The 17,312-nt window shown below is 50.2% G+C and carries 14 protein-coding genes; 6 read left to right on the top strand and 8 right to left on the bottom strand.

Annotation, left to right across the window (positions count from 1 at the left end):
- Positions 1 to 71: 71 nt before the first annotated feature.
- The 4 genes from F0L74_RS07450 to F0L74_RS07435 all read right to left on the bottom strand — a co-directional run bounded on the left by F0L74_RS07450 (position 72) and on the right by F0L74_RS07435 (position 5,782).
- Positions 72 to 2,408: a GAF domain-containing protein gene (locus F0L74_RS07450; RefSeq protein ID WP_149837167.1), complete on the bottom strand. Its 2,337-nt coding sequence runs from the start codon at positions 2,406 to 2,408 to the stop codon at positions 72 to 74.
- A gap of 234 nt (positions 2,409 to 2,642) precedes the next feature.
- Complete coding sequence (gene lysA / locus F0L74_RS07445; protein ID WP_149837166.1) at positions 2,643 to 3,872, bottom strand: diaminopimelate decarboxylase; 1,230 nt, start codon at positions 3,870 to 3,872, stop codon at positions 2,643 to 2,645.
- 118 nt (positions 3,873 to 3,990) lie between these two features.
- Complete coding sequence (locus F0L74_RS07440) at positions 3,991 to 4,401, bottom strand: RNA-binding S4 domain-containing protein (protein ID WP_149837165.1); 411 nt, start codon at positions 4,399 to 4,401, stop codon at positions 3,991 to 3,993.
- Positions 4,402 to 4,408: 7 nt separating this feature from the next.
- Complete coding sequence (locus F0L74_RS07435; protein ID WP_149837164.1) at positions 4,409 to 5,782, bottom strand: dipeptidase; 1,374 nt, start codon at positions 5,780 to 5,782, stop codon at positions 4,409 to 4,411.
- A gap of 332 nt (positions 5,783 to 6,114) precedes the next feature.
- On the opposite strand from F0L74_RS07435, the gene F0L74_RS07430 reads away from it, so the two are divergent.
- Complete coding sequence (locus F0L74_RS07430; RefSeq protein ID WP_149837163.1) at positions 6,115 to 6,543, top strand: sigma-70 family RNA polymerase sigma factor; 429 nt, start codon at positions 6,115 to 6,117, stop codon at positions 6,541 to 6,543.
- A 29-nt stretch (positions 6,544 to 6,572) separates the two neighbouring features.
- Entirely contained in the window at positions 6,573 to 7,781 is a 1,209-nt protein-coding gene (locus tag F0L74_RS07425; RefSeq protein WP_149837162.1) for a FecR family protein, read from the top strand.
- A gap of 12 nt (positions 7,782 to 7,793) precedes the next feature.
- Here F0L74_RS07425 and F0L74_RS07420 read toward each other — a convergent pair whose 3' ends face one another.
- A complete protein-coding gene (locus tag F0L74_RS07420) occupies positions 7,794 to 8,258 on the bottom strand; it encodes a response regulator (protein ID WP_149837161.1) in 465 nt (154 codons plus the stop codon).
- Between the two features lie 317 nt (positions 8,259 to 8,575).
- Here F0L74_RS07420 and F0L74_RS07415 point away from each other — a divergent pair, with 317 nt between their 5' ends.
- The 4 genes from F0L74_RS07415 (at position 8,576) to F0L74_RS07400 (ending at position 11,471) form a co-directional block, all read left to right on the top strand.
- Positions 8,576 to 9,154: a LemA family protein gene (locus tag F0L74_RS07415; protein ID WP_149837160.1), complete on the top strand. Its 579-nt coding sequence runs from the start codon at positions 8,576 to 8,578 to the stop codon at positions 9,152 to 9,154.
- Positions 9,155 to 9,244: 90 nt separating this feature from the next.
- Positions 9,245 to 9,700 (top strand): TPM domain-containing protein, encoded by a 456-nt coding sequence (locus tag F0L74_RS07410; RefSeq protein WP_149837159.1) that lies wholly within the window; start codon positions 9,245 to 9,247, stop codon positions 9,698 to 9,700.
- A 26-nt stretch (positions 9,701 to 9,726) separates the two neighbouring features.
- On the top strand, positions 9,727 to 10,491 hold the full coding sequence (locus F0L74_RS07405; protein WP_149837158.1) for a TPM domain-containing protein: 765 nt from the start codon (positions 9,727 to 9,729) through the stop codon (positions 10,489 to 10,491).
- Between the two features lie 29 nt (positions 10,492 to 10,520).
- Positions 10,521 to 11,471 (top strand): DUF1835 domain-containing protein, encoded by a 951-nt coding sequence (locus F0L74_RS07400; RefSeq protein WP_149837157.1) that lies wholly within the window; start codon positions 10,521 to 10,523, stop codon positions 11,469 to 11,471.
- 3 nt (positions 11,472 to 11,474) lie between these two features.
- Here F0L74_RS07400 and F0L74_RS07395 read toward each other — a convergent pair whose 3' ends face one another.
- From F0L74_RS07395 to F0L74_RS07385, 3 genes are all read right to left on the bottom strand, one after another.
- Positions 11,475 to 14,636 carry a ligand-binding sensor domain-containing protein gene (locus F0L74_RS07395; protein WP_149837156.1) on the bottom strand — a complete coding sequence of 1,054 codons (3,162 nt, stop codon included), beginning with the start codon at positions 14,634 to 14,636 and terminating at the stop codon, positions 11,475 to 11,477.
- 65 nt (positions 14,637 to 14,701) lie between these two features.
- Positions 14,702 to 15,943 (bottom strand): C4-dicarboxylate transporter DctA, encoded by a 1,242-nt coding sequence (dctA, locus tag F0L74_RS07390; protein ID WP_149837155.1) that lies wholly within the window; start codon positions 15,941 to 15,943, stop codon positions 14,702 to 14,704.
- 153 nt (positions 15,944 to 16,096) lie between these two features.
- The gene (locus F0L74_RS07385; protein ID WP_149837154.1) at positions 16,097 to 17,293 is read right to left on the bottom strand and encodes a phosphoglycerate kinase; all 1,197 of its coding nucleotides are present in this window, start codon (positions 17,291 to 17,293) and stop codon (positions 16,097 to 16,099) included.
- Between the last annotated feature and the right edge of the window lie 19 nt (positions 17,294 to 17,312).

Here is a 17,312-nt window from a genome sequence, read left to right as displayed (position 1 = left end):
CGGATATACAAAGAGGAAGTCCTGGCGGACTTCCTCTTTTGTTTTTTAAGTATGGTTCGTTAAGCTAACAGCTAATCTAAATTCACCTCTACCCGCATGGCCTTCAGGCCGCTGATGCCCTGTAACTCTTCCAGGTCCAGCATTTCGATACCGGGTTTAAGGATGCCTTTGTTCTGCAGGAACTGGATGTACTTACGGTACTCTTCCATTTCCTTGGCATAGGAGTATACCACGGCGATGGTGTTGGGCTGGGTAAGCCGTTCGCCACCGGGTTGTACATGCACCTTATCTATCCTTTTCTTCATGATCTCGTAGCGGATATTATAGGCGCCCTCCACATCAAAGCGGCGTTCGTCCTGGCGGAAGCTGATATCTATGGGATTGCTGTGCGCCAATATAAGCTGGGTGGTTTGCAGGGGCACCTTGAGCTCCTGTTTGAGCTTATGGGTGATCCGGGCCACTTCTGCCATAGAGCTCAGCTGCCACAGGCGCAGGTTGCGCAGGTACAGCAGGTCGAACTTCTGTTGCTGGGAGATGGACTGACCGATGTAGATATTATACTCTATCCCATCTGTACGGTACTTTTCGAAGTAACAGGGGAAGGAGAGCTGTATATTATCCTTTTCTTTATCGAGGTACTTGCTGATCTCCATATTGATCCTGGCCAGGCTTTCTTCGTATTCCTGGCGGTGGTGCAGGATATGACCTTCGGACTTGTCGATGGTCTTGAAGTAGCGGTCCAGGGCAGGCTGCAGCTGTACATTGCTATCGTACAGATGGCGGAACAGCGGGGCGATCTCCTCATTGAGGAAGTCGTTGATCTGCTGCTCTTCTTCCGATACCATGGTGTCGTCTATGCCTTTGAGCAGGTCATCGTTCTTAAAACGCAGCTCTTCCAGCAAGGGCAGGTGGATGGTACCATCTACCTGTTCCAGGGTCTCCTGGATCAGCAGCAGCTGTTCGCGGAGGTCTTCGTGGATGGCATTGCTGCGCTCCACGGAAGAGTTACGGATATCCACAGCTCCGTAGAGGGGGTATACCTCTTCGAAGGTGATGTTGCCAATATCTTTACGCTCGGCGGCCGGCGTATGCAGGTACTGCCAGGCGGCATCCACAAACTTCCATTCCACGGCCGGTTGCAGGGCGGTGAACTGTTCTTTTATAACGCCTGTTACCCGGCTGTTGAGGATATCCAGGCTTCTGCTCAGCAGCAGCACCGCCATGGGATACAACGGCTCCAGTTGCTCCAGCGCTTCCAGGTTGATGGCATTGTCTGTGGTGGAGGCTATCTCCACAATACCCAGCAGCTCGTCCTTATGCATCACCGGGGCCAGCATAAAACTCCTGATGCCTTTGAGGGGCAGGTATTTCAGGAAGCTGTAGGGCTGTATGGTAGCGTCTGTGACATCCGGTATTACCAGGGGTTGCGGGTTCTGGATCACATAGTCCAGCATTTGCTGGAACAGGTGCTGTTGCTGTTTTTCGTTCCCCTTCATGCCCAGCACAATGTCTTTTTCGCTAAAGCGGGACTCCAGCAGGTAGCGGCCATTGATCTTGGGAATGGGCAGCAGGTGCACGGCAGCGTCCCGTAACTGGGAGGCGGCCAGGATATTTTCTTCCAGCTTGCGATAGCTCTGCAGCTCATTATGCTCGTTCATGTTCATGACGAGGTCCTTTACACGGCTGGTTACCTGCTCCTGGGTCACATCCTTTACGGTCCAGATCACAAATCCTTCCAGCGCAAAAAGGCTGAGGGGCAGGATCTCTTCCAGCCAGCTAAGGCATACCTTTTTAAAGCAGAGCTGATCATAGGACAGTTCCGGCAAGGGGCCTTTTACCTTCACTTCCACGAAGCGGGGGTCTACCTTTACCTTTACATATCCTTTTATGCCGCTGCTGTTGTCCGGGGTAGCTACGGTGTGGATGATCTCTGTATCATAGTTCACGGGGAACTTGTATACTTTTTTAAGGATGAGCTTATACAGCCATTCCTTTTTTTCGCGTTCGGCTTTTTCCATGGAAAAGCCGTGGGGGGCGGTGGCGAGGTGCTCGCCATCCTTTGTGAATACCTTTTTGAATTGTTCGGAGTAGTAGAAGATGGCAAATTTGTATGGCATACCGATGCCATATATATCCTTATCCATATCCGCTGTAATGGGGAATACGCTGGCGGCCACTATATCCAGTAATTCCTGGTGGCGCGCTACTTCTTCGGGGCCCTTTAGGGGAGCCATTACACCGGGGGTCTGTTCAAACTTGTCTACCAGCTGGCGGTAATAGGACGCCCTCGTATCACCTTCATCGTCCGCCTTTTCTTTCAGGAACCTCACAAAGGGGGCGAAGGAGATCCTGCTTTCGATGATCCCTTCGTCTTTAAAAACACCTGTTTGTGCGGTTAAAACTCTCATAGTCAACGTGAGTATAATTTAATTCAAATCCAAATATTTTAGCTTTCTTAAGACGGTCACGAACAGTGTATGTGTGCAGGATCAAGCAGTTGGGAAGAAGTAATTTAGGCAAAGTTAACGGAAATTTATGAATGTGCGCATACCCCTAATGTGGGGATGGGTAGGTACAGGAAGGGGTAAAAATAAGCGCTGCCTCCAGGGAAGACAGCGCTTATATAATTAATAATATGATTATCAGAAAGTTATTTCAATCTGGTTCTTCAGCAAATCATCCAGCACATCCCTTTTACGGATAAGATGGGGTTTGCCGTCTTTCACCAGCACTTCTGCCGGTTTAAGGCGGGAGTTAAAGTTAGACGACATTTCGAAGCCATAGGCGCCGGCGTTATAGAACACCAGGAAATCGCCTTCCCGTACTTCGTTGATCTTGCGGTCCCAGCCAAAGGTGTCTGTTTCGCAGATATTACCCACTACGGTATAGATGCGTTCTGTGCCTTTAGGGTTGGAGATGTTGCGAATCAGGTGGAATGCATCGTAGAACATAGGGCGGATGAGGTGGTTAAACCCGGAGTTCACGCCTACGAATACGGTAGCGGTGGTTTGTTTGATCACGTTGGTCTTTACCACAAAATAGCCGCTCTGGCTTACCAGGAATTTTCCCGGCTCAAACCACAGCTGCAGGGGGCGATGGTAGTTCTTATTGAAATTGTTGAAGGCGTCTGACAGTTTTTTACCCAGCTGGTCTATATCCGTTTCCGGATCGCCCTGCTGGTAGGCTACTTTAAAGCCGCTGCCCAGGTCTATAAATTCCAGGTCCGGGAAATGCTCTGCCATTTCGAACATGATCTCCACGCCGCGCAGGAACACGTCCACATCCTTTATTTCTGAGCCGGTATGCATGTGCAGGCCGGTCACCTTCAACTTAGTGCTTTTTACGATACGTTCTATATGGCGCAGCTGGTGGATGGAAATACCAAACTTGCTATCCACGTGGCCGGTAGATATCTTAAAGTTACCGCCGGCCATGATATGCGGGTTCATACGGATGCAGATGGGATAGCTGCCGCCGAATTTATTGCCAAACTGCTCCAGGATGGAGATGTTATCGATATTGATGTTTACGCCCAGGTCTTTGGCGGCAATGATCTCCTGCAGGTCCACGCAATTGGGCGTGAAGATGATGTTACGGGGATCGAAACCGGCTTTAAGGCCCAGCTGTACTTCCTGGATGGATACGGTATCCAGCCCGCAGCCCAGGGAGTTGATGTACTTGAGAACGTTGATATTGGTAAGCGCCTTACAGGCATAGAAGAAACGGGCGTCCGTTTTGGTAAAGGCCTTCTGCAGTTTTTCGTACTGGATCTTGATCTTTTCCGCGTGATACACGTATACGGGGGTACCAAATTCTTCCGCGATCTTTACCAGGAATTCAGCGGAAAGTACATCGCTTTGTTTAGTAGGCATTTATTGCGTAGATTTTAAAACATGAGATCCCGGATGTTGCCGGCGAACACCCAGCGTGCACCCGGGATCAAAAAGATGCGCGAATTTACTACGCAAATATGAGAAAACGTAATGCGGGTTATTCCTCTTCCTTCTCCCCTTCCATGAAACCGTCCAGATCGCGGCGTTCCCGTTTGGTAGGGCGGCCGATCTTACTGATACGTTTACCGGTATAGAAGGTAGCGGCCACGCGCTGGTTATACAGCTGGTCTTCTTCCGTAGTGATATCTACATAATATTTGATCGCTTCTGTGTATTGCTGGCGGGTATGCAGCAGGCCGGTGACCTCGATCTTCCACCGGCGGGCTTCGTTCTTTATTTCGTACTGATCGCCCACACTAACGGTACGGGCGGCTTTTACGGCCGAGCCGTTCATTTTCACTTTACCGGCCTCGCATGCAGTGGAGGCCTGGGTCCGCGTCTTAAAGACGCGGATGGCCCAGAGGTATTTATCCAGCCGTAGCTTTTCTGTTGTTTGCGTTGCAGCCATATCTAACTCACTTTTTGCTCATCTCCGCAAAATGCAGGTGGAAGTAGGGAATGGTCTCGATCCCTTTGTAGAAATTTTCCAGTCCGTACTTCTCGTTGGGAGAGTGCAGGTTATCACTATCCAGACCAAAGCCCATCAGGATGGTCTTTAAACCCAGCTCCTGTTCAAACAGCGCCACGATGGGGATGCTGCCGCCGCCGCGAACGGGGATAGGCGCTTTGCCAAAGGTGCTTTCGATGGCCTTGCTGGCCGCCTTGAAAGCTATATGATCCGTAGGCGTAACATACGGGCTGCCGCCATGGTGGGCGGTTACCTTTACTTTCACGGATTTAGGCGCGATCTCTTCAAAATGGGCTTTGAACAGGTCTGATATCTCATGCCAGTCCTGGTTAGGTACCAGGCGCATGGATATTTTAGCGGATGCTTTGGAGGGCAGCACGGTCTTGGAGCCTTCGCCGGTATAACCGCCCCAGATACCGTTCACTTCCAGCGTAGGGCGGATGCCGGTGCGCTCGATGGTGGTATAGCCCTTTTCGCCCCAGAGCTTATCGATACCCAGGTCTTCTTTATAGGCCGCTTTGTCAAATGGCGCTTCGTTAAGCGCTTCCCTTTCCTTTTCTGACAGCCCGATCACCTTATCATAAAAACCGGGGATGGTGATATGATTGTTCTTATCGTGCAGGGAGGCGATCATTTTGGCGAGGATGGTAGCCGGGTTGGCTACGGCGCCGCCGTATACGCCGCTGTGCAGGTCGCGGTTAGGGCCGGTCACTTCCACTTCCATATAGGCCAGGCCACGGAGGCCGGTATCCAGGGAGGGATGTTCGAGGCTGATCATGGCGGTATCGGAGATCAGCACTACATCTGCCTGGAGGCGTTCTTTGTTTTCTTTTACAAAGATGCCCAGGTTGGCGGAGCCTACTTCCTCCTCCCCTTCTATCATGAATTTTATGTTGCAGGGCAGGGTATTGGTCCTGATCATGATCTCAAAGGCCTTTACGTGCATGTAGAACTGGCCTTTATCGTCTGCGCTGCCGCGGGCAAAGATCTTACCGTCTTTGATCACCGGCTCAAAGGGGCCGCTATGCCAGAGCTCCAGCGGATCGGCGGGTTGCACATCATAGTGGCCATATACCAGTACGGTGGGCAGCTGGGGGTCTATGATCTTTTCGCCGTACACGATGGGGTGGCCGGCGGTGGGGCATACTTCCACGTTATCAGCGCCGGCTTCCTGCAGGCGTTGTTTAACGGCGTCCGCGCACAGTTTCACGTCACCAGCATAGCTGGAGTCTGCGCTCACGGAGGGGATGCGCAGCAGCGCCAGTAATTCGTCCAGGAAGCGGTCTTTGTGTTGTGCCTGGTAATCTTTCCAAACTTGCATAATCAGGAGATTAAGTTTCAATGGGGTGCAATTTAAGGAAAAGTATGTAGCGGACTTTTGCCTATTGTGAGATAAAGCGTGAATAATACCATTATCATATTAACATTAATAAAACCATTAATAAATAAAATACATACCTAAATACCAGATTATAAACAGTGTGTAACACGTGTGGAATAATTTAACTTTATTAACCAACAATTAACTTTTTGTTGTAACTTTTAATAGGAAATTATGGTGCCAAGGACTAAACAAACACCTATAACTGGCGGGGTTACCTTCCTGATGATGATCACCCATAATTTTACCACATTATCGCAAAAAGCAACGATATGAACAGTATTGATGATATGGCCATATTATCAGAATTAAAGCAAGGTAATATAAAGGCGTACCAGTATTTCTTCCTGAAATACTATAAGCCTTTGTGCCTGAAGGCGCATACCATGCTGGGTAATATGAAGCGAGCGCAGGATGCAGTGCAATACACATTTATACGTATTTGGGAGCAAAAGTTATATAATGATATACAGCAGTCTGTAGGTGGTTTCCTTTATCAACAAGTTCATTTAGATTGTCTAAACCTTCTGGCGCAAGAGCCCAAAAATCAAACCGGCGACGAGAAATACCTGTCACATCCCAACGAGAATGCAACGGAACAGGAACTTCGCAAACAAGTATTAAGCGCATTGGACGGCATGCCGTCTGATAAGCTGAAACTGGCGTTAGAAGACATCAATCGCGTCCGGTATAGTAGTTAAACATCGAACTTTTCTTATGATCATATCATATGAAATTTAGCCAAGAACACATTTACCAATTACTGCTTGAGAAGCAATTAGGCGAGATCAGTAAAGACGATGATAAGTACCTGCAGCAGGTAATGCAGTATGATGAACACGTACGCAACTGCTGGATGGAGCTTGAGCACGCCAAGATTGCCACCAACAATGATTTCCTGGACGACCTCCGGGAGGATCTTGCGTGGTGTAAAATAGAAGCCCTGATACGACCCGCTCCTTCTTTTCCCGTGCGCGTAGTGCAATTCCTCAAAAAACACCGTGCAGCAGCAGCTGTTATTGCCTGTTTCCTTACTACATCCGGCGTTGCCGCCTGGTATTTTGGCGGTTACCGTGCCCATGCACCTACGGGTACGATGGCGGCGGCGCCTGACCTGCCGATGGCCGGTACTGCCAGCGCGGTAGCGCCACTGCCAGGTACGGGCGAACATAAACAGGCGTCCCTGGCCATGAATGGCGGTACGCTTACAGACAGCGCGCAGCAGACCCCGATCCGTATAGGGCCTGACACTACACAGCCCAAACTGGCCGCCACCGAGGATGTGCCTATTGCTGTGGAGTGGAATACGCTGACGGTACCGCCTAAAACGGATTACCGGCTGGAGCTGGCAGATGGTACGGAAGTGCATCTGAACGCCAGCTCTACGTTACGGTTCCCCTTTATATTCCCGGGCAAAACGCGCGAGGTATACCTGGAAGGGGAAGCTTATTTTATAGTGGCCAAGAATGCCAAACAACCTTTTATTGTACATACTCCCAATACCTCTGTACGGGCGCTGGGCACAGCGTTCAATATTAACTCCTACGACTCCAGCATGATCGTTACCTCATTGGTGCAGGGCGCGGCGGTGACAGACGTAGGAGATACGCTGGATGTAACGCTGAAGCCTGGTTATGAGGCTATTTACAGAACCGGGGAACGGTTTAAGGTGAAACGTTTTGATGAATCCATTACGCTCTCCTGGCGGGAAGGCATGTACCGTTTCCGCAATAAGGAGCTGCAGGAGCTGGCGCCTGTTATACAGCGTTGGTTTGGTCTTAAATTAGCTTTCGACCGGCAATCGATGGCAGCCCTGCCCTATACAGGATGCCTGGAAAAGGATAAACCGGTGACTGATTTCCTGGATCAGTTATGCAATACCCTGAAACTGGAGTATCATATCTACGATAACACGGTACATTTTAACGCGAAGAAATAATGGAATGGTGGATCAGGAGATGAGTTTTTGCCTGAGCAGGAATTCTAACTTTTCATTCACATCCAGCAGTTTAGCCGTTAGCTCCTTATTTTCCTTACGGAGCGAGAACACTTCAAACGCTTTTTCGATATTATGCTTCAGCTCTTCTTCATTCCAGGGCTTGGAGAAGTATTTATAGACCTGCCCTTTGTTGATGGCGTCTATTACGGCATTGATATCTGCGTAACCGGTAAGCAGGATGCGGATAGGCTCGGGATATTTTTCCAGGATGGACTCGAAGAATTCTATGCCGGTGATCTTTGGCATACGCTGGTCAGAAATAATGATGTGAATTTCTTCCTCCGATAGCACTTTTTCGGCATCTTCTGCGGAGGCTGCCGTAAAAACGGTATAGAGCCTGCGGAAGGACGCTTTAAAAGCATTCAGATTATGTATCTCGTCATCGATATAGAGAATATGGATGTGTTGCGCACTCATTCAAGGAGACTTGATTCTAAGTTAATAAAAATAAATGAGTTACAAACAATAAACCCATTGTTATGTTTAATATAGACCTAATAGCTATCAGGAGGAAAAAATTATTTGACAAAATTATGGATAAACGAAGGATTTTTGTTCTTAAATTTTCAACGGGACTTGTCTTTTTGATAAAGAGAATGTTTTTGCGGTTTCCGTAATTTCGTGTAGGTTTGGTTGGCTCATGTCCAACAGCTGCTATTAAAACACACAGAACCAGCTCCATACATACAGGCATTAACTTCTAATGTGAAAATAAAAACTAAACTGTTATTCAGATGAAAAAATGGATCATTGTAATTGTTGTCCTTGTCTTATTAGGCATGTTTGGCTGTAACAAGTATAACAACATGGTAGGAAAGGACGAGAATGTTAAGAATAAATGGGGGGCCGTAGAAAGCCAATACCAACGCCGGTCGGATCTGATCCCCAACCTGGTGAGCACGGTAAAGGGCGCCGCCAATTTTGAGCAGACCACGCTTACCCAGGTGATAGAAGCCAGGGCCAAGGCCACACAAGTGACTGTGAATGCGGATGACCTGTCTCCCGAAAAGATCCAGCAGTTCCAGGCAGCGCAGGGCCAGCTGAGCGGCGCATTGGGCCGTTTACTGGCAGTAGCGGAAGCCTATCCTGATCTGAAGGCCAACCAGAACTTCCGGGACCTGCAGGCACAGCTCGAAGGCACAGAGAACCGTATTACGGTAGCCCGCAATGATTTTAACACGGCGGTAAACAGCTACAACAGCACGGTACGTACGTTCCCGAATAATATCATTGCCGGTATCAGCGGCTTTGGTCAGAAAGGTTATTTTACTGCGGACAAAGGGGCGGAGAATGCTCCCAAAGTTAGTTTCTAACATATATTGTCTTTATGGGCGCTGCCTCCCCTGCGGCTTACAAAGCATGGGAGGCGGCGGCTGTAAGGTTTACCCTTTAATATTCCACTTATGCGCCTATTTCCTTTTAACAGAAAAGAGCTTTTACCGGAAGCTGATAAAAGCCGCCTGGTGGCGGCCATCCGTTCCGCTGAGCGGCTTACCAGCGGTGAAATAAGGCTGTATGTAGAAAGCCGTTGCGCTTATGTAGATCCCAAGGACCGTGCGGAAGAGATCTTTTCTTCCCTTGGCATGGAGAAAACGCGGCAACGTAACGGGGTGTTATTATATATAGCGCTGCGGGATCACCAGTTTGCCATACTGGGCGACCAGGGCATCCATGAAAAAGTAGGTGATCATTTCTGGCAAAAGGAAGCGACGCTGCTTAAACACCATTTTAAGCAGGAACATGTGGTAGAAGGGATAGAAGCATGTATCAAAGAAATCGGAGAATCGTTGCAGACGCATTTTCCCTATGCCTCCGGCGATGATAATGAGCTGCCGGATGACATTATCCTGGGAAGATGAGGGATTTTTCAAAACCGTACGTATTTATGAGGAAATATTGCTGGCTATGGTTATGCCTATTATTAACTACAGGACTACATGTATTTGCACAGGATATACCGCCGCGGCCCAACCCACCCCGGCTGGTAAACGATATGGCCGGCATATTGCTGCGGGAAGAAGCAGAGGCGCTGGAGCATAAGCTGGTAGCTTATAACGACAGCACCTCCACGCAGATCGCCATTGTGACTGTTAAGACCACAGGAGATTATGATGTTAGCGAGGTAGCGTTGAAAATATTACGCGACTGGGGCATCGGTTCCAAAGAAAAGAACAACGGTCTGGTGATCCTTGCCGCTATTGAGGATCGCAAAATACGGATAGAAACGGGTTACGGCCTGGAGGGCGCAGTGCCGGATGCGATTGCCAACCGCATCATAGGTCAGATCATAGCGCCCAGTTTCCGGGAAGGCCATTATTATCAGGGGCTGGACGAAGCAGTAGATGCTATTGAAAAGGCTGCTGCGGGAGAATATACTGCCATACCAAAGGCTAAAAGCAGCGGCGGCGGGGGCGGCGCTATTTTTGTGATGATTGTTATAGCGATCATCGTGTTGTCGATTATCAACAACCGGCGTGGCGGCGGTGGCACCACTATCAGCCGCAGAGGCTGGGGCGGTTGGGGTGGCATCCCGATGGGTGGCGGATTTGGAAGAAGCAGCGGAGGCGGATGGTCCGGTGGCGGCGGCGGCGGATTTGGCGGCTTTGGAGGAGGCTCCGGTGGCGGCGGTGGCGCCAGTGGAAGCTGGTAGATGGCGGAATTTGTTGAAAAAACATAACCATGTCTTACTTACATGTTCTTAACGGCGATGCTACATTGACTTTATTCCGACAGAGCGATCTGCCGGGAGAAATAGTGGTGTGCCGTGAAATGATGTGTGAAGGGAAGGTAAAGTATACCGATGATATGGCCGCCTTTTTTGAGACCCGGTCCAAACACCTGGAATACCATTACGGCATTGACCGTCAGACCTACTTTGCCAACGTAGTAAAAGAGCTGGAAAGGTTGAAAACCGCTTCCGATTATGAAGAGGTGGTACTGTGGTTTGAATTTGACCTGTTTTGCCAGATCAATCTCCTGTTTATATTGCATTACCTGCGCACGCAGGTGATCCGTTTACCCAAAATAAGCCTGGTATCTATTGACAGTCACCCGGAAGTGACCGATTTCCGGGGCCTGGGTTTACTGATGCCCTATCATTTTCCTGCTTTATTTGAACAACGTATTTATTTAGAGGCTGCCGATATGGAGCTGGCGGCCCGCGCCTGGAAGGCTTATTGCCAGGGTGACCCCCTTACGCTGGAAACCATTAGCCGGGGGCCTACCGGGCATCTGATCTACCTGGGGCCCGCGCTGCAGGCGCACCTGCAACGGCTACCCTCTGTAGAGAACGGGCTGAATGCCATACAGGCATATTTCCTGCGTAAGATCTATATGTCAGACCTGCGATGGTACGATCTGTATGCCCAGTTCTGGGATGATATGAGGATCTATGGGTTTGGCGATTTTCAGCTGGACATCTATATACAACGGATGCGCCGTGCGGGCATGATAGAACAGCATGATGTAATGCTGTCTATTACCAGCCTGGGGCGGGAAGTGCTGAATAACGAGGAAAAATATACCGATTATGTATCCCTAGAGCACCGCTGGCTGGGCGGGTTGCGGTTAATGCATAACCCCTGGCGATGGGATGCGAAGACAGGGACAGTAGTGAGAGTAGAGGAATAGTCATCAGTCTTCTACTAGCGGGAACCATAAGTTAACCCTGGTGCCACTGGGCTGACCTTCTTCGTCTACCATATCTTCAAAATCAAAAGAGGCATCCATATTAAAGCGGCTATTGTACAGGGATAACCTGTCGCGGGTGATCTGCAGCCCGCGGGAGGAATGTGTGAAACCGCTGATCTGTTTGAGGGCTGCGGATTTTTCCCGGCCAATTCCATTATCTTCTATTGTACACAGGATACGGTCCTGCATTTTTGTAAAAGTGAGCAGCAGCCTTCCTTGTTCTTTTTTATGCAGCAGCCCATGCCAGATGGCATTTTCTATAAAGGGCTGTATGATCATGGTGGGTATCTCCGTAAAATCCGCATCTATGGCGGGATCTATGACTATCTCATAGTTAAACTGGTCTGCAAAACGCAGTTTTTCCAACTCCATATAGTTCTCCAGCATGTTCACCTCTTTAGAGATGGGGATGGTATTTTGCTGCGAATGGTCCAATACGCTACGGATCAGTCTTGCAAAACGGTTAAGGTAAGAAAGCGCCTGCTCCGTTTCGTTCTTCATCATAAAGGTCTGAATGGAGTTCAGCGCATTAAAGATGAAATGCGGGTTCATTTGCGCCCGCAGGGCACGCATTTCCAGCTGGGCCATCTGTTGCTGCATCTGCGTTCTTTGGCGGGCTTCTTTTTTGATAAGGTAAATGCGCAGGCGGAAATACAGGTAGATCAACGCAATAACCAGCAGGCCGCAGAGGATCTTGAACCAGGTAGTTTGCCAGAAAGCCGGTTTTATGTTGATGCGCAGGGCGGTGGTATGGGCAGAGAAGGTGCCCGCCGTGTTCACGCTGCGTACTTTAAATGTATAATTACCGGGAGGCAGGTTGGTATATTTTGCTACCAGCAGCCCTTCCGCATTTACCCAGTCTTCATCCAGGCCATCCAGCTGGTAGAAGTAGCGGATCTTTTCGTGGTGGTATTGCAGGCTTTTGAACTCAATGGAGAGAAAGTTCTGCCGGTATGAGAGCGTTACGGGCTGGCGTGCATCAATGGCGGCATCTATCTGTATGGTGCTGTCCATGGCCTTGAGGCCCAATATACTTACATCCGGCGGGGGCGGCGCTACTTTTAACACCGCGGGATCAAAGGCAACAAAGTGATCAGAAGCCCCTACCAGCATACGGCCATCCTGCAGTTGCAGGATACGGCGCCGCACCCGGCGGTTGTTATCGATGATATCATCTCCCTGCACAAATGTTTCCAGGTTAAACAGCTTGCGGTTAAAGCGGTAAAAGCCGTATTCCGTGGTGAACCACAGCGCCCCATCGCCATCCGGGCGCATACACAGCACCCATTCATTAAACAGGATACCGTTGATCTTGAGGGGCTGTTTGGTGCGGCGGTTGGTATTGAATACCCATAATCCGTGATCTGTACCAGCTATGAGGGTGGTATCATCGGCCTTATATAGGCAGGTAATATTGTTAATGGTTAGCTGATCCTGCCGGAAATTTTCCCGGGTGACCATCTGGCCGGTCACTTTATTGAACAGGAGGAGGCCCGCGGTGCTGGTAGCGAGCCACAGCATAGAATCGCCCTGGCTGGCGATGTCCATTACGGAGGTCTGGCGGTGGATCTTCTCCAGCAGTTGTGGATAACCGTAAGCTTTTTTTGTATGCGGGTTCCAGCGGGCCAGCCCTTTTTTGTAGAGGCCGACCCATACTGCGGTATCACTTTCCACATACATGTTCATGAGGGTTTGCTCCTGGAAAGCATCCGAGGTATAGTGCCCTACGAAGCGCCCTTGCTGGGGATCAAATTCTGAGAGGTAACCATTCTCCTGTCCTACCAGCACATGCCCGTTCTGCAGTTCTGAAAAACTCCAGACCAGGCCGCGCATTTCCGGGAGGGTATAGGCAGAATCGCCAGCACCATGTATAAAATTATGTTTGAGGCCCAGGCGGCTGCTGAACCAGCTAAAGCCCTGTCCCCAGTAGCCGGCAAATATATCTCCACTGCGGGTCTGGAAAAGATCGGTGACCTCTGCCCGGGGCAGGCAGAGGGAGGTGCCGTTAAAGACGGTGCGGTGGTCCATCATCCGGAAGGTGCGGTTGTGCAGGCTCAGGATGTTCACGCCCTTATCTGTACCTATCCACAGGTGGCCCTCGCGGTCTGTAAGGAAGCAGTTAGATTCGAAATCGTAGTGCAGCCCCTGGTCATCCGCATTCTCCGCGCGGATGTTCACGTTAAACTCCTGCAGCTCGTTATCATAGCGGAAAATACCGTCGTTTTCCGAAGCCACCCAGATATTATGGTCCAGGTCTGCGGTGATGGCGTATACATCGCCCAGGCCCAGCACCTCCAGTTTTTTAGTGACAGGATCGTAACAGTACAGCCCTGCGCCGCGGGAGGCGATCCACATACGCCGCCGGTAATCTATAAAGAACCGGCGTACGCTATTACCTATGCGGAAGATGGGGAGTTGGTCCGGGTTATGGTCTGCATTATAGACGTGTTTGCGATCACGATCCAGCAGAAAAATACCGTGGGTGCCGCTGATCCACAGGCCGCCATCCTGGTCTTCGATAATAGCGCTATTCATTTGCAGGCGCTGCGCCTCCGGGATAAAGGTGGCTTTTTCAAAGCTATGGCTGCTATCATCATAACGCAGCAGCCCCTCCTGGGTGGTGGCCCATATAACGCCGGTATGGTCTTCTACAATGTGGCTGCATTGCAGGTTACCCTGGGCGCCGGGCGGGATATCCACTTTAAGGGCTTTAACGGCATTGGTATTAGGATCGTAGATGCGGATATTATCCGGAGCGCCCATCCAGATACGGCCTTTACGGTCTTCGCAAAGACAGATATCATCATAATAGATGGTGCCGGGCACTTTATCGAGATTAGCAACGGTGAGCAGGTTGCTGCCATCATACCGTTGCAGGGCGGTGCTGGCTATCCATATAAAACCTTTCCTATCCTGCAGGATAGCGGATACATGGTTACTGGCCAGGCCATTCTGTATATTCAGATGGGAGAAGGAGTAGGAAATATGCGGTTCCTGGGCAAAAAGAGGTTGTGTAAGCAGTAAAATGCAAAGCAATGAAAGGATGATCTTACGTAATTTCCATACGTACATAGGGACATATGCAAACAGTCTGTTTTCTTTCACACTCTTCGTTTTACATGTTGGTTGATGCTGGCGGGACGGTACCAGCCAGCAAGATACGAAAAATGCTAGAGGCCGACAGCCGCCTTGTACTTTGCTTCGTCAAATTCCTTTTCGCTTTTGGCCACTACGATGGTGGCCACGCCGTTGCCTATCAGGTTAGTGATGGCCCTGGCCTCTGACATAAAGCGGTCTACGCCAATGAGGATGGCCAACCCTTCTACCGGTATTACCTTAATAACAGTGAGGGTGGAAGCCAGTACGATAAAACCGCTGCCGGTAATGCCCGCAGCGCCTTTGGAGGTAATGACCAGGATGCCTATGATGGTGATCTCCTGCGCCAGGCTCAGATCCACCCCAAATACCTGGGCCAGGAAAATAACGGACATGGACAGGTAAATACTGGTACCATCCAGGTTAAAGGAATAACCGGCGGGTATGACCAGGCCTACTACGGAGCGGGAGCAGCCCAGCTCCTCCAGGCGTTCCATCATACCCGGCAGGGCGGATTCTGAAGAGGAAGTACCCAGTACCAGCAGTATTTCATTACGCACAAAGCGCAGGTATTTCCAGAGGCTGAAACGGTAAAAGCGGGCAATAGCGCCCAATACAAGAAAGATGAACAGGAACATGGTCAGGTATACGCAGCCCATAAGCATGGCCAGGGGTTGTAATGCACGTAAGCCAAAATTGCCAATGGTAAAGGCCATGCCGCCAAAAGCGCCCAGGGGCGCCAGCTTCATAATGACTTTCAGGATATTGAAGAACACCTGTGCTATCCTTTCGAGGGTGTTCAACAGCGGAACGCCGGCCTCCTTCATGCGGGAAACGCCGTATCCAAAGAGGATGGCGAATACCAGCACCTGCAGGATATCGCCTTTGGCAAAAGAATCGAATACGTTGGAGGGGATGATATGGAGGAAAAAATCTGCCCAGTTCATACCTTCCGCGGCTTGCTCTATTTTGGTCACGGCGGCTACATCCACATGTTTAAAAGCCACGCCATGTCCGGGTTTTACCCAATTGGCCACTACCAGGCCTATAATGATGGCCAGGGTGGTAACGATCTCAAAGTACAGCAGGGCCTTCCCTCCTACCCGGCCTACCTTCTTCATATCGCCCATGCGGGCAATGCCCAATACAATGGTGAGGAAGATGATGGGGGCGATGAGCATTTTGATGAGGTTAATAAAACCATCGCTGATCAGCTTAGCCGTGGGGGCAATGCCGGGGAATAACATGCCAGCCAGAATACCTAATATGATTGCAATAATAACCTGGAAATAGAGGTGCCCGAAGATCCGTTTCATAGTAATCCAAAATACAAATAAACTCCGGTTTTCTGCTACGGATGTGTCAGGCGGCAAAGGGGCATAAAAAAGCCCCCCGGTTTGTCCGGAGGGCGTAATGCATTACGGACCAGCACCGAAGCGATCCTGATCCGCCAATTATATTTTTACCGTTTATGCGTTTACAGCAGTGATACCGGGCAGTTCTTTTCCTTCAAAGTACTCTAGCATAGCGCCACCGCCGGTGGATACATAGCTTACTTTATCTGCCAGGCCAAACTGGTTCACCGCCGCAACAGAGTCGCCGCCGCCTACCAGTGAGAAAGCGCCCTGGGAGGTGGCTTTCACGATAGCGTTTGCCACCGCTTTAGTGCCGCCCTGGAAGGCTTCCATCTCGAACACGCCCATAGGACCATTCCACAGGATGGTCTTAGACTGCGCGATCACATCGCTGAACAGCTGTACGGATTTTTCTCCGATATCCAGGCCCATCCAGCCAGCGGGGATATTATCGTTAGACACTACCTGCGTATTAGCATCCGCCGCAAACTTATCCGCGGCTACGGAGTCTACGGGCAGTAACAGCGCTACGCCTTTAGCTTTTGCCTTTGCCAGCAGCTCGTTGGCCAGGTCCAGCTTATCATTTTCGCAGAGGGAGTTACCGATCTCTTTGCCCTGGGCTTTGAGGAAAGTGTATGCCATACCGCCACCGATGATGATGTTGTTGGCCCTTTCCATCAGGTTTTCGATGATCAGGATCTTATCGCTCACCTTAGCGCCGCCCAAGATAGCGGTGAAGGGACGTTCTGCGCTGTGCATCACTTTTTCCGCATTGCCTACCTCTGCTTCCATGAGCAGGCCAAACATGCGGGCGTCTTTAGGATAGTACTGTGCGATCACGGCCGTAGAGGCGTGGGCGCGGTGGGCTGTACCGAAGGCGTCATTCACATACACATCGCCCAGTTTAGCCAGTTCCTGTGCAAAGCCGGCGTCACCTTTTTCTTCCTCTTTGTGGAAGCGCAGGTTCTCCAGCAGCAGCACTTCGCCCATTTGCAGGTTGGCCGCCGCTTTCTCCGCTTCCGGACCAATGCAGTCTTCCGCGAACTTAACGGTACCGCCGCCCAGCAGGCTTACCAGGTGGAATACCAGGTGCTTGAGGGAGTATTTATTAGTAGGGCCATCTTTGGGACGGCCTAGGTGGGACATTAATATAACGGCGCCGCCATCATTCAGGATCTTTTTGATGGTAGGCACGGCTGCGCGCATACGGGTATCGTCCGTGATCTCGAATTTGTCGTTCAGGGGAACGTTAAAATCCACGCGGATCAGCGCTTTTTTGCCATTAAAGTTATAACCGGAGAATTTACTCATGACCTAAGTTTTGTGGAGG

It is taken from the genome of Chitinophaga agrisoli (assembly GCF_008386695.1).
In the GTDB taxonomy this organism is placed as follows: Bacteria; Bacteroidota; Bacteroidia; order Chitinophagales; family Chitinophagaceae; genus Chitinophaga; species Chitinophaga agrisoli.
The sequence above is the reverse complement of the archived record's forward strand: the minus strand, read 5'-3'. Positions and strand labels throughout refer to the sequence as shown.

Coding starts and splice junctions, on each gene's coding strand:
- dctA (WP_149837155.1), bottom strand. CDS start 15,943: ATGAAACGGATCTTCGGGCACCTCTATTTCCAGGTTATTATTGCAATC.
- F0L74_RS07450 (WP_149837167.1), bottom strand. CDS start 2,408: ATGAGAGTTTTAACCGCACAAACAGGTGTTTTTAAAGACGAAGGGATC.
- F0L74_RS07415 (WP_149837160.1), top strand. CDS start 8,576: ATGAAAAAATGGATCATTGTAATTGTTGTCCTTGTCTTATTAGGCATG.
- F0L74_RS07440 (WP_149837165.1), bottom strand. CDS start 4,401: ATGGCTGCAACGCAAACAACAGAAAAGCTACGGCTGGATAAATACCTC.
- F0L74_RS07400 (WP_149837157.1), top strand. CDS start 10,521: ATGTCTTACTTACATGTTCTTAACGGCGATGCTACATTGACTTTATTC.
- F0L74_RS07410 (WP_149837159.1), top strand. CDS start 9,245: ATGCGCCTATTTCCTTTTAACAGAAAAGAGCTTTTACCGGAAGCTGAT.
- F0L74_RS07430 (WP_149837163.1), top strand. CDS start 6,115: ATGAACAGTATTGATGATATGGCCATATTATCAGAATTAAAGCAAGGT.
- F0L74_RS07435 (WP_149837164.1), bottom strand. CDS start 5,782: ATGCAAGTTTGGAAAGATTACCAGGCACAACACAAAGACCGCTTCCTG.
- F0L74_RS07405 (WP_149837158.1), top strand. CDS start 9,727: ATGAGGAAATATTGCTGGCTATGGTTATGCCTATTATTAACTACAGGA.
- F0L74_RS07425 (WP_149837162.1), top strand. CDS start 6,573: ATGAAATTTAGCCAAGAACACATTTACCAATTACTGCTTGAGAAGCAA.
- F0L74_RS07385 (WP_149837154.1), bottom strand. CDS start 17,293: ATGAGTAAATTCTCCGGTTATAACTTTAATGGCAAAAAAGCGCTGATC.
- F0L74_RS07420 (WP_149837161.1), bottom strand. CDS start 8,258: ATGAGTGCGCAACACATCCATATTCTCTATATCGATGACGAGATACAT.
- lysA (WP_149837166.1), bottom strand. CDS start 3,872: ATGCCTACTAAACAAAGCGATGTACTTTCCGCTGAATTCCTGGTAAAG.